This window comes from Actinomadura sp. 9N407, assembly GCF_044326315.1.
In the GTDB taxonomy this organism is placed as follows: Bacteria; Actinomycetota; Actinomycetes; order Streptosporangiales; family Streptosporangiaceae; genus Spirillospora.
Genome location: NZ_JBIRAW010000030.1, coordinates 21,743 through 33,555, shown reverse-complemented (window position 1 = coordinate 33,555; position 11,813 = coordinate 21,743). Strand labels below are relative to the sequence as shown.

General features: G+C 74.2%; 12 protein-coding genes. 3 read left to right on the top strand and 9 right to left on the bottom strand.

Translation table 11 applies throughout. From position 1 onward, the window contains the following. Position 1: 1 nt before the first annotated feature. Positions 2-331, bottom strand: coding sequence for an acyl carrier protein (locus ACH34Q_RS35300; protein WP_395987495.1), 330 nt, complete (start codon positions 329-331; stop codon positions 2-4). 141 nt (positions 332-472) lie between these two features. Here ACH34Q_RS35300 and ACH34Q_RS35295 point away from each other — a divergent pair, with 141 nt between their 5' ends. Next, positions 473-1,102, top strand: a complete 630-nt coding sequence (locus tag ACH34Q_RS35295; RefSeq protein WP_395987494.1) for a TetR/AcrR family transcriptional regulator — start codon at positions 473-475, stop codon at positions 1,100-1,102. A 45-nt stretch (positions 1,103-1,147) separates the two neighbouring features. On the opposite strand, the gene paaE is transcribed toward ACH34Q_RS35295, so the two are convergent. Genes paaE through paaA form a run of 5 tightly spaced genes read right to left on the bottom strand, consistent with a single transcriptional unit; the run spans position 1,148 to position 4,994 of the window. Continuing rightward, the gene (gene paaE / locus ACH34Q_RS35290; RefSeq protein WP_395987493.1) at positions 1,148-2,236 is read right to left on the bottom strand and encodes a 1,2-phenylacetyl-CoA epoxidase subunit PaaE; all 1,089 of its coding nucleotides are present in this window, start codon (positions 2,234-2,236) and stop codon (positions 1,148-1,150) included. Between the two features lies 1 nt (position 2,237). Further along, the gene (gene paaD / locus ACH34Q_RS35285; RefSeq protein WP_395987585.1) at positions 2,238-2,765 is read right to left on the bottom strand and encodes a 1,2-phenylacetyl-CoA epoxidase subunit PaaD; all 528 of its coding nucleotides are present in this window, start codon (positions 2,763-2,765) and stop codon (positions 2,238-2,240) included. Further along, entirely contained in the window at positions 2,759-3,673 is a 915-nt protein-coding gene (gene paaC, locus ACH34Q_RS35280) for a 1,2-phenylacetyl-CoA epoxidase subunit PaaC (protein WP_395987492.1), read from the bottom strand. Before paaC ends, paaD begins: the two co-directional genes overlap by 7 nt. 14 nt (positions 3,674-3,687) lie before the next feature. Continuing rightward, positions 3,688-3,981: a 1,2-phenylacetyl-CoA epoxidase subunit PaaB gene (paaB, locus tag ACH34Q_RS35275; RefSeq protein ID WP_395987491.1), complete on the bottom strand. Its 294-nt coding sequence runs from the start codon at positions 3,979-3,981 to the stop codon at positions 3,688-3,690. Beyond that, positions 3,978-4,994: a 1,2-phenylacetyl-CoA epoxidase subunit PaaA gene (paaA, locus tag ACH34Q_RS35270; RefSeq protein ID WP_395987490.1), complete on the bottom strand. Its 1,017-nt coding sequence runs from the start codon at positions 4,992-4,994 to the stop codon at positions 3,978-3,980. The genes paaB and paaA overlap by 4 nt, the downstream gene beginning before the upstream one ends. A gap of 183 nt (positions 4,995-5,177) precedes the next feature. Between paaA and paaZ the strand changes: the two genes are divergently transcribed. Both paaZ and ACH34Q_RS35260 read left to right on the top strand, forming a co-directional pair. Then, positions 5,178-7,232, top strand: a complete 2,055-nt coding sequence (gene paaZ, locus ACH34Q_RS35265; protein ID WP_395987489.1) for a phenylacetic acid degradation bifunctional protein PaaZ — start codon at positions 5,178-5,180, stop codon at positions 7,230-7,232. A 1-nt stretch (position 7,233) separates the two neighbouring features. Then, complete coding sequence (locus ACH34Q_RS35260; protein ID WP_395987488.1) at positions 7,234-7,539, top strand: EthD family reductase; 306 nt, start codon at positions 7,234-7,236, stop codon at positions 7,537-7,539. Positions 7,540-7,603: 64 nt separating this feature from the next. Here the strand turns inward: ACH34Q_RS35260 and ACH34Q_RS35255 are convergent, their stop codons facing one another. The 3 genes from ACH34Q_RS35255 to ACH34Q_RS35245 are packed head-to-tail and all read right to left on the bottom strand — an operon-like array spanning position 7,604 to position 11,746. Then, positions 7,604-8,731, bottom strand: a complete 1,128-nt coding sequence (locus ACH34Q_RS35255; protein ID WP_395987487.1) for an amidohydrolase — start codon at positions 8,729-8,731, stop codon at positions 7,604-7,606. Beyond that, on the bottom strand, positions 8,728-10,149 hold the full coding sequence (locus ACH34Q_RS35250) for an aldehyde dehydrogenase family protein (RefSeq protein WP_395987486.1): 1,422 nt from the start codon (positions 10,147-10,149) through the stop codon (positions 8,728-8,730). Before ACH34Q_RS35250 ends, ACH34Q_RS35255 begins: the two co-directional genes overlap by 4 nt. Before the next feature lie 34 nt (positions 10,150-10,183). Next, positions 10,184-11,746 carry a GMC family oxidoreductase gene (locus ACH34Q_RS35245; protein WP_395987485.1) on the bottom strand — a complete coding sequence of 521 codons (1,563 nt, stop codon included), beginning with the start codon at positions 11,744-11,746 and terminating at the stop codon, positions 10,184-10,186. Positions 11,747-11,813: the final 67 nt, after the last annotated feature.

The following is an 11,813-nucleotide window of genomic DNA, read 5'->3' as shown; positions in this document are numbered from 1 at the left end:
CTCAGCGCGTGTCCCCGCGCCGGCTCCGCGACCGCACCTGGTGCCGCGGCGCCGACCGCCTGCGCCGCGCCGCCGCGTCACCGCGCCGCGGGGCGTCCGGCCGTCCCGTGGCGCCCACGAAGCCGAGCAGCGCCGCCAGATTGGGATGGGCGAACAGCTCGGTGATCGGGAACTCCAGGCCCAGCCGTTCGGTGATCCGCTCGTGCAGCTCCACCAGAGCGAGCGAGTCCATCCCCGCCTCGAAGAAGTTCTCCTCCGGCAGGGCCGGCCGCCCCAGTGCCTCGGCGACCAGCTCGGAGACCGCGGCGGCCAGGTCGCTCACTTCAGGCATACCGGATCTCCTTCACGGTTCCGACGCGGCCCACGGTACCGGCCGAAAGATCTTCTCCGGGAGTCCCCCGGTGAATCCGTTCCCGAACCGGGCGGCAGGTCCGCGCCGGGCTCCCTTCCGCATGCGTGAGATGCTGCACGGGTGACGAAGATCGGGCCCGCGGAACCGGCTCCGCGCCGCCGGCGCGGCCGTCCCGGCTATGACCAGCCGGCGATCGTGCGCGCCGCGGTGGAGCTGTTCAACCGCAAGGGGTACGACGCCACCAGCGTGGGCGACCTGGCCAGGGAGCTCGGGCTGACGAAGCCGGCCATCTACCACCATGTCACCGGCAAGGAGCAGCTGCTCGGCCAGGCCCTGGACGACGCTCTCGACGAGCTCACCGCCGTGGTCACCGAGGCGTCCCACGAGGGCGCCGGGGAGACCGCCTACGAGCGGCTGCGGGGGGTGGTGCGGCGCAGCGTCGAGGTGCTGGTGGCGCACCAGCCGTCCGTCACGCTGCTGCTGCGTGTACGGGGCAACAGCGAGGTGGAGCTGGCCGCTCTGGAACGGCGCCGCTGGCTCGACGACCGTCTCGCCGCGCTGGTCGCGGACGCGGTCGCGGAGGGCGCGCTGCGCGACGACGTGCCGCCGGCCCTGGTGAGCCGGCTGCTGTTCGGCATGGTGAACTCGCTGGTCGAGTGGTACCGCCCGAACGGGGCGTACGACCCGGCGACGGTCGCCGGCGCGATCACCGCCATCGCGTTCGACGGGCTGGCCCGGCACGAGCGCTGAGCCCGCAGAGGCCGCAGGGGCCGTCCGAGGGACGGCATGGCCCTCTCAGGCGTCGTAGTCGACGGTCACCCGGTCGCCGGCCGGGAACGTCTGGCAGGTGAGGACGAAGCCGGCGTCCACCTCGGCCGGTTCGAGGGCGTAGTTGCGGCGCATGTCGGCCTCGCCCTCGCGGACGACCGCGCGGCACGTCCCGCAGACGCCGCCCTTGCAGGCGAACGGCAGGTCGGCGCGCGTCGCCTGGGCGGCGTCGAGGAGCGTCGAGTCGCGGGAGACGGTCGCCGTCATCCGGAGTCCGTCGAGCACGGTCGTCAGCTCGCTCGTCGCGCCGGACGGCCCGTCCTCGCGGCGGCGCGGCTCCGGCGGCGGGGCGTCCACGTAGAACAGCTCGACGTGGACGCGGTCCGCGGGGACGCCGAGGCCGGCGAGCACCGAACGGGCGTCCTCCACCATCGCCAGCGGCCCGCAGAGCCAGACGTGGTCGAAGACCTCTACCGGCACCAGGTCGCTGAACAGGCGGCGCAGCCGGCCGGCGTCGAGCCGGCCGGAGAGCAGCTCGGCGTCGCGCGGCTCGCGGGAGAGCACGTGGACGGTCTGCAGCCGGGGGCCGTACCGGTTCTTCAGGTCGCCGAGCTCCTCGGCGAACATCACGGTACGGCTCGTGCGGTTGCCGTACAGGAGGGAGACCTGGCCTCCGGGATGGCCGAGGACGGTGGCGGCGACCGACAGCATCGGGGTGATCCCGGATCCGGCCGCGATGCACAGGTGCCGCTCGCCCCGCGCGGGATCGGCCTGCCAGGACCCGGCCGGCGCCAGCACCTCGATCCGCGTGCCCGGCTTCACCTCGCGTACGAGCCAGGAGGAGAAGAGCCCGCCCGGGATCTCGCGGACACCGATGCGCGGCGCCTCCCCGGCCGGGGCGCAGATGGAGTAGGACCGGCGCTCCTCCCGCCCGCCGACGACGCGGCGGAGGGTGAGCGACTGCCCCGCCCGGAAGGCGAACGCCTCGCGCAGTTCGTCGGGGACGGCGAACGTGATCGCCGCCGCGTCCTCGCACAGGTGGTCCACCGCCGCCACGGTCAGCGAGTGGAACGCGGCGGACCGCGCCGGTGCGGAGCGGGGCGCGAGCGTGGTCATCTCAGATCTCCTTGACGTGCTCGAACGGTTCGAGGCAGCCGGTGCAGCGGTAGAGGGCCTTGCAGGCGGTGGAACCGAACTCGGAGGTCAGCCGGGTCTCCGCCGAGCCGCACCGGGGGCAGGGCGGGGCGAGCCTGGCGGGCCCGAGGGTGAGCGGCACCGGCCCGTCCCGGCGGGGTGCGGGGCCGGGGGCCGACAGGCCCGCCTCGCGGAGCGCGGCGCGGCCGCGCTCGGAGATCCAGTCGCTGGACCAGGGCGGAGAGAGGGCGACCCGCACCTCGACGCGGGGGAACCCGGCGTCGTTCAGGCGGTGGACGAGGTCGTCCCGCATGGTGGCCATGGCGGGGCAGCCGGTGTAGGTCGGCGTGATCGAGACGATGACGGCCGCGCCGCCGCGGGCGTCCCGTTCGACCTCGACGGCGCGCAGGACGCCGAGGTCGGCGAGGGTGAGCATCGGCATCTCGGGGTCGCGTACCTGCCCGGCCGCCTCGGCGGCCCGTTCCCGTGCCTGCTCGCGGGTGCTCACCAGCGCCCGTCCGGGTGCGCGCGGGCGACCACCTGCATCTCGGCCAGCAGCCGGTCGAAGTCCTCGGTGTGCGCGCCGTCGCGGCCCGCCCGCTCGGCATCGGCCGGCGGCGCGGAGTCCGGACGGTCGACGCCGCTCACGGCGAGCACCTGGTCGAGGACGGCGTCCGCCTGGTCGCGGAGCGAGGCGGGGTCGACACCGGCGCCGGCCCGGGCGAGGGAGAGCTCCACCGGATGCGGGCGGAGCAGTTCCTCCCGGAGCGGCCACAGGTCGCCGAGGGCCGTGACGAGGCGGCGCCGCGACTCCTCGGTGCCCTTCGCCAGGGTGAGGAACCAGCGGCCCGACCAGTCGCGGTGGTAGGCGACCTCTTTGGCCCCCTTGTCCGCCACGGCGGCCAGCACGCCGTCGCTGCTCGCGCGGAGCCGTTCGAACAGGGCGAGCCGGACCACGGAGAACAGCAGCAGCCGGACGACGGCGTACGCGAAGTCGCCGTCCGGTACCTCGGCGAGCCGCACGTTGCAGAACCGCCCGGCGTCCCGGAAGAAGGCCAGCGCGTCCTCGGCGGGCACCGGCGAGCCCTCGGGCAGGGCGGGGACCACGCCGGGGTCGGCGGCGGCTGCCCGGGCGAGCAGCAGGCGCGCCTGACCGAGGAGGTCGAGGGCCGTGTTCGCCAGCGCGATGTCCTCTTCGAGGTCGGGCGCGCGGCTGCACCACTCCGACAGGCGCTGCGACATGATCAGGGCGTCGTCGCCGAGCATCAGGCAGTACGCGGCGAGTTCGGCGCGGTCGACCCCGCCGGGCACCGTCGTGTCGACGCCGGCCAGCGGGTCCTCGAAGCCGGTACCGAACGCCCACTGCGAGGAGTCCCCGCCGATCAGGCCGTCGAAGACGCTGTCATGGTCATCGCTCATGGTGGCCCCTCCTCTCACATGTGCGGGACGTCGTCGGGGATCTCGTAGAACGTCGGGTGCCGGTAGACCTTGTCGCCGCTGGGCGCGAACAGGGGATCCTTCTCGTCCGGGCTGGACGCGGTGATGGCGTCCGCCCGGACGACCCAGATGCTCACGCCCTCGTTGCGCCGGGTGTAGACGTCGCGCGCGTTCCGCAGCGCCATCACGTCGTCGGGGGCGTGCAGCGACCCGACGTGCACGTGGTTGAGCCCGCGCTTGCCGCGGACGAACACCTCGTAGAGCGGCCATTCCCGCCGATCGGCGCTCATCGGGCGACCGCCTGGGCGGACCCGGCCGCGGCCGCCGAGCGGTCCGCGAACGCCATGGCCGCCTCGCGCACCCACGCACCGTCCTCGTGGGCCGCCCGGCGGTGCGCCAGCCGCTGCTCGTTGCACGGGCCGTCCCCGCGGATGACGGCGGCGAGCTCGTCCCAGTCGGGTTCGCCGAAGTCGTAGTGGCCGCGCTCCTCGTTCCAGCGGAGGTCGGGGTCGGGCAGCGTCACGCCGAGCGCCTCGGCCTGCGCGACGGTCATGTCGACGAACTTCTGCCGCAGCTCGTCGTTGGTGTTGCGCTTGATGCCCCACGCCATCGACCGCTCGCTGTTGGGCGACGCGGCGTCCGGCGGGCCGAACATCATGAGCACCGGCCACCAGAACCGGTCGACCGACTCCTGGACCATGGCGCGCTGGGCCTCGGTGCCGCGCATCATCGTCATCAGCAGCTCGTAGCCCTGCCGCTGGTGGAAGGACTCCTCCTTGCAGACGCGGATCATGGCGCGGCCGTACGGGCCGTAGGAGGTGCGGCACAGCGGCACCTGGTTGCAGACCGCGGCGCCGTCGACGAGCCAGCCGATCGCGCCGACGTCGGTGTAGGACGGCGTCGGGTAGTTGAAGATCGACGAGTACTTCTGCCTCCCGGCCAGCAGCAGATCGGTCAGCTCCGCGCGGGAGACGCCGAGCGTCTCGCACGCCGAGTACAGGTAGAGGCCGTGCCCGGCCTCGTCCTGCACCTTGGCCAGCAGGATCGCCTTGCGGCGCAGGGACGGGGCCCGGCCGATCCACGCGCCCTCGGGCTGCATGCCGATGATCTCGGAGTGCGCGTGCTGGGCGATCTGCCGCACCAGCGTCCGGCGGTAGGCGCCGGGCATCCAGTCGCGGGCCTCGATGCGGTCCCTGCGCGCGATCGTCGCGTCGAAGCCGGCCTGGAGCCGCTCGTCCTCGTCCCGATGGGTCGGGGGGTGCGGGGGGTCGTCCCCCCTCGGGGGACGCTGCTCCGTCGTCATCGTTCCTCCAGGGCCTCGGTCGTATTTACTTATCCTTCGGTCAGTAATACCGTGCCATGCGAAGACGTCCTCGCGCAATACCCGACGAGGACCCGCCCCGCAGAGAGGAGGCAGCGTGAGCGAGCCTGCGAGCGAACCGATGAGCACAGCAGCGCCGCTCATGGAGCCGACGAAGGAGGCTCCATGAGCGCGCTGCTGGAGAGCTATGCCGCCGGACGATGGTTCCGGGCGGCAGACGGCGGGGAGCCGCTGCTCGACGCCGCGACCGGCGAGGAGGTGGCGCGCGTCTCCGGCCGAGGCCTGGACATCGCCGCGATGGTCCGGCACGCCCGCGAGACCGGCGGTCCCGCGCTGCGGTCCCTGACCTTCCACGAGCGGGCCGCGCTGCTGAAGGCGCTGGCCAAGCACCTGACCGCCGGCAAGGAGGAGCTGTACGCGCTGTCGGTACGGACGGGCGCCACCTCGCGGGACACGATGGTCGACGTCGACGGCGGCATCGGCACCCTGTTCAGCTACGCGAGCAAGGGCGTGCGCGAGCTTCCGAACGACACCGTCGTCCTGGACGGCGCCCTGGAGCGCCTCGGCAAGGGCGGCACGTTCGTCGGCCAGCACCTCTACGCGTCCCGGCCGGGCGTCGCGGTCCAGATCAACGCCTTCAACTTCCCGGTCTGGGGAATGCTGGAGAAGCTGGCCCCGGCCCTCCTGGCCGGGCTGCCCTCGATCGTCAAGCCCGCGAGCCAGACCGCGTACCTCACCGAACTGGCCGTACGGCAGATCATCGAGTCGGGCATCCTGCCCGAGGGCGCGCTGCAGCTGCTCGCGGGCGGTGCGCGCGGGCTGCTCGACGAGCTGACCGTCCAGGACTCGGTCGCCTTCACCGGCTCGGCGCACACCGCGGGCATCCTGCGCCGCCACCCGAACGTGCTGGACGGCGGCGTCGTCCTCGGCGTCGAGGCCGACTCCCTCAACTGCTCGATCCTCGGGCCGGACGTCCGCCCGGACGACCCGGAGTTCGACCTGTTCGTCAAGGGCGTCGCCACCGAGATGACGGTCAAGGCGGGGCAGAAGTGCACCGCCATCCGCCGGGTGCTCGTCCCCGCGGCGATGGCCGGGCCGGTGACCGACGCGCTCGCCGCACGGCTGGCGAAGGTGACCGTCGGCGATCCGCGCAACCCGGAGGTGCGGATGGGAGCCCTCGCGAGCCTCGGCCAGCGCGACGAGGTGCGCAAGGCCGTCGAAGCGCTGCGGGCGAGCGCCGAGGTGGTCGCGGGCGACCCGCGGGGCGGGCCCCTGCTCGACGGCGACCCCGAGCGCGGCGCGTTCATGACCCCGCTGCTGCTGCGCGCGCGGCCAGGAGCCGCCGAACCGCACGACGTGGAGGCGTTCGGCCCGGTGAGCACCGTCCTCGCCTATGACGGCCTCGACGAGGCGATCGCGCTGGCGGCGCGCGGCAAGGGCAGCCTCGCCGCGTCCGTCGTCACCCACGACCCGGACGTCGCGCGGTCCGTCGTGCTCGGGCTCGCGCCGTGGCACGGCCGCGTCCTCGTCCTGGACCGGGACGACGCCGGGGAGTCGACCGGGCACGGCTCGCCGCTGCCCGTCCTCGTCCACGGCGGGCCCGGGCGGGCCGGCGGCGGCGAGGAACTCGGCGGCGTCCGCGCGGTCCTGCACCACATGCAGCGCACCGCCGTCCAGGCCTCCCCCGACCTGCTCACGGCCGTCACCGGGCGATGGACGGCGGGCGCCGCGCGGGCCGAGTCCGGCGTCCACCCGTTCCGCAAGCCGCTGGCGGACCTGCGGATCGGTGACACGATCGCCTCCGCGCGGCGAACGGTCACGCTCGAGGACATCGGCCATTTCGCCGAGTTCACCGGGGACACCTTCTACGCGCACACCGACCCGGAGGCCGCCGCCCGCAACCCGCTGTTCGGCGGCATCGTCGCCCACGGGTACCTGGTGGTGTCCCTCGCCGCCGGTCTCTTCGTCGACCCGGCCCCCGGGCCCGTCCTGGCGAACTTCGGCGTCGACGCGCTGCGCTTCCTGACCCCGGTCAAGGCGGACGACGCCATCGCGGTCGTGCTGACCGTCAAGGAGATCACACCGCGCGGCGGCGCGGACTACGGCGAGGTCCGCTGGGACGCCGTCGTGACCAACCAGGACGATCGGCCGGTCGCCACTTACGATGTGCTCACCCTCGTGGCCAGGACCTGGCCCGTCGCGTCGACACCGGAGGCCTGAAATGCACCGTCTCACCGTCCAGTACTTCTCCCCTGCCGACCCCGCCGCGTTCGACGAGCGCTACGAGAGCGTGCACGTGCCGCTCGTCCTCGTGCTGCCGGGACTCAAGTCGTTCACCCTGTCGCGGCCCCGCCCGCTCGGCGGCGACGGCCCCTACCTCGTCGCGGAGCTGTGGTTCGAGGACGGGGACGCCCTCGCGGCCGCACTCGGCAGCCCGGAGATGAAGGCGGCGGGCGAGGACGCCGCGACCTACGACGTCGCCTCCTCGGTCATGTTCTCCGGGGACGTCCACGAGATGGCGCCGTGAGCCCAGCGGCTTCCGGCAGGTGAAAGGGGCGGCCCGGTGGCCCGGGCCGCCCCTTTCGGCGTTCTCAGGCGCGGGCGAGGTCGATCGCCGTCCACGCCATCGCGGTGGCGCCGTCCAGGACCGCCCTGTCGGCGGCCTGGGTGACGCACGCCGCGGTGAACTCGGGCTGGTGGTTCACCGCGGGCAGGCAGTCGAGCCCGAGCATGGGGTGGATGGTCGGGACGGCATGGGAGACGTTGCCCATGTCGGTGGCCGCGCCGGCCGGTGAGCCGCCGGACAGGTCCGGGAAGACCCGTCCGAGCGCCTCGGCGTTGGCCCGGTACAGCTTCAGCATGGCCGCGTCGGGCCGCAGGTCGGCGTAGTCGAGGGAGATCGGCGTGGTCGCCAGGTCGCATCCGGTGGCCACCGCCCCGGCCTCGAAGCAGCGCAGCACGCGCGGCTTGAGCTCGGCGAGGCCCGCCATCGTGGACGAGCGGACGATCCACCGCCCCCGGCTCGCGTCGGGGATCACGTTCGGCGCGGTGCCCGCCTCGGTGACGATGCCCGCGATCCGGTCGTCCCCGCTCGTCTGCTGGCGGAGCAGCCCGACCGCCACCTGCGCGACGGTCATCGCGTCGGCGGCGTTGACGCCGAGCTCCGGGTACGCCCCGGCATGGGCCGGCTTCCCGCGATAGGAGACCTCGAACTGGGCGACGGCCGAGCCCGGCATCGCGGCCATCTCGACCGCGGCGGGGTGGACCATCATCGCCGCGTCCATGCCCGCGAACGCGCCGCGCTCCAGCATGAGGATCTTGCCGCCGCCGCCCTCCTCCGCCGGGGTGCCGAGGACGGTCACCGTCAGCCCCAGGTCGTCGGCCAGCCCGGCGAGGGCCGCTCCGGCGCCGACCGCGGCGGCGGCGATGATGTTGTGGCCGCAGGCGTGGCCGATGCCGGGGAGGGCGTCGTACTCGGCGCAGATCGCGATGTGCAGCGGGCCCGTCCCGGCGGTCGCGCGGACGGCGGTGGGCAGCTCGTAGCAGCCGTGCTCGACCTCGAACCCGGCGGCGGCCAGCGCCTCGGCGACCCACGCGCTCGCCCGCGTCTCCTCGAAAGCCGGTTCGGGATGGGCGTGGATGCGGTGGGACAGCCCGACCAGGCGGTCGCTCCAAGCGGCGACGACGTCCGCGGCGTGCTGCTTGGCGGCGGCCGTCATGCGCCCGCCGGGGCGGTGTGGACCGAGACGGGACGAGTGGCCGCGTCGTAGGCGGCCCGGGACCCGGTGGCGCCCATGCCGCTGTCGCCGGCCGGCTCGTACAGCCGCTCCGGTCCGCCGCCCTGCCACTGGTTCACCCACACGACGCCGGCGGGGATGTCGCGCGCGGCCGCCATGTGCGCCGGGTCGCCGGTGTAGACGGTGGCGGCGAGGCCGAAACGCGTCCCGGCCGCCTTCTCCAGACCCTCCTCGAAGGAGGACACGACCATGACCGGGGCGAGCGGGCCGAAGGTCTCCTCGGTCATGACGAGCATGGAGTCGTCCACCTCGGTGAGCACGGTGGCGGGGTAGAAGAAGCCCCTGCCCCCGGGCGCCTTCCCCCCGGTACGGACGGTCGCGCCGCGCTCGACGGCGTCGGCGACATGCCGTTCCACGATGTCCAGCTGGCGCCGGTCGACCAGCGGGCCCAGGACGGTGGTCTCGTCGCGGCCGTCCCCGAGGGCGTAGGTGCCGGCGACGTCCACGAGGGCGTCGATGAACGCGCCGGCGACGTCCTGGTGCACGTAGATCCGCTCCATGGACGTGCAGATCTGGCCCGAGTTGGCGAACGCGCCGAACGCGACCGCCGCCGCGGTGGCGGCCGGGTCCACGCCCGCGTCGATGACCACGGGGTCCTTCCCGCCGAGTTCGAGGATCGAGCGGTGCAGCCGGGCGCCGCTCTCCCGGCCGACCTGGCGGCCGGCGTCGACTGAGCCGGTGAAGTGGACGAGCCCGATCCGGTCGTCCGCGACGAGTGGCACGCCGGCCCGGGAGTCGCCGAGGACGAGGTTCACCACGCCGGGCGGCAGGTCCGCCAGCTCCAGCAGCCGCACCGCCGACATCGGGGACCGCTCGGACGGCTTGAGCACGACGGTGTTGCCCGCGGCGAGCAGCGGGCCGATCGCCCCGAGCACCATGGGCACCGGGAAGTTCCAGGGCACGATGACCGCCGTGGCGCCGAGCGGCTTGCGCAGGATCGTGGTGCCGCTCCCGCCCGGCCCGGCGACCGTCTCCTCGAACGGGTAGTCCAGGACCTCGGCCACGGCGGCCTTGAACCCGAGCGCCGCGCCGCCGATGAAGCCCGTGCCGAGCGCGACGGGCTTGCCCATCTCGCGGCACTCGGCCTCCGCCAGTTCGGCGGCGCGCTCGGCCACGGCGTCCGCCCACCGGGTCAGCCGCGCCACGCGCTCGGCGACGGGCAGCGCCGCCCAGGCCGGCTGCGCCTCGACGGCCGCGTCCACGGCCCGGCGGACGTCCTCGGCCGAGCCGCTGGGGCAGCGGGCGACGGCCTCCTCGGTCGCCGGATCGATCACCTCGTGCACGGCGTCCCCCCGGGTGTCCTCCCAGGCGCCGCCGATCAGGTTCTGCAGGGTCTTCACTGGATGGTGCTCCTTGCCCCGCCGGACGCGGGATTCAGGCGAGGCGGTCGGCCATCAGCTCGCCGACCATGATCGTCGCCAGGTTGGTGTTGGCCCGCGGGACGGACGGGAAGATCGAGGCGTCCACCACGCGCAGGCCCTCGAACCCGCGCACGCGGCAGGACGGGTCGACGACCGCCGAGTCGTCGCCGGGCGCCCCCATCCGGCAGGTGCTGGTGCCGTGCTGGGCGTCCGCCGCGGTGGCGAGCATGTGATCGTCGAGTTCAGCGTCGTCGTCCAGCACCTCGAACAGGCGGCCGTTGGCGGCCTCGACCGACCCGGCGACGACGGCGGCGGCCTCGGGACCGCGCGCCATCTCCACCAGGGCGCGGACGCCGACGCGCAGCCGCGCGAGATCGCGGTCGTCCGAGAGCATCCGCTCCCGGACCTCGGGCTGGGCCTCCGGATCGGCGGACGTCAGCGTCAGCACGCCGCGCGAGTGGCTCTGGTTCAGCCACACGCCGAAGCCGCCCGCCGGGAACCGCGTGTCGGCGTTCTCCATGGACAGCACGTTCATGTTCAGCGACACGAACATCATGTCGTGGGGTACCCCGCCGAGCCCGCTGCCGTAGCGGACGCAGACGTTGGTGTGGCGGTCGTCGACCGTCTTGATCGCGGCCTCCGCCGTCAGCGGCAGCTTGACGACGATCATCGGATGGTCCTGCATGCCGCGGCCGACCGGAAGGTCGGCCCGCACGGCGATGCCGAGGCGGCGCAGGTCGGCCTCCGGGCCGATCCCCGACCGCAGCAGGATCGCCGGCGAGTGGATCACCCCGGCGCTGAGCACGATCTCGTCGGCGTGCTCGGTCACCGCCGTCCCGGCCTCGATGACGCGGACGCCGACGGCCCGGCCGCCCTCGAAGACGACCCGGTCGACCAGGGCGCCGCCGCGGACGGTGAGCCCGGGCAGCGACCGGGCCGGCTCGAGGTAGCCGTCGTTGACCGTGACCCTGCGCCCGGCCCGCGAGGTGATCGGGTACGGCGAGACCCCGGCCGCCCCCGGCGCGTTCACGTCCGGGGCCCAGGCGTGCCCGGCGGCCTGCGCCGCCGCCGCCAGGGCGCCGTCCACCCCGCACCACCGCTCCCGCGGCATCCGGAAGATCGGGGTCGGCCCGCCGCGCCCGTGGTACGGCTCGCCGCCGAACTCCTCGTCGTCCTCCAGCTTGGCGAAGTAGGGCAGGACGTCCTCGGGCGACCAGCCGGCGCATCCGGCGGCGGCCCAGTCCGCGAAGTCCTCCAGCGGCGGGCGGATCGCGATCTGGCCGTTGACCGACGAGCTGCCGCCGGTGCCCCGGCCGCGCCAGTACGGGGCCTGCGGCTGCTTGTCGGTCCGGGACGAGTTCACGCCCTCCCAGACCAGGCCGGCGACGGCGGCGGGGTCCATCAGCGCGCGGGCCGGGTTCGGCGAGCGCCAGGCCTCGTGCATGTCCGCCGACCTGTAGTCGGGCCCGGCCTCCAGGAGCAGGACGCGCCTGCCGCGCTCGGCGGAGCGGGCGGCGAGGGCCGCGCCCGCGGACCCCGCCCCCACGACGATGACGTCCCAGCCCGTGTCTGTCACGGTGAACCTCCTGCGTTCGGCTCAGGAGCGCGGAACCGGGAATGTCCGGACCGCTGCTGGCCGGTAG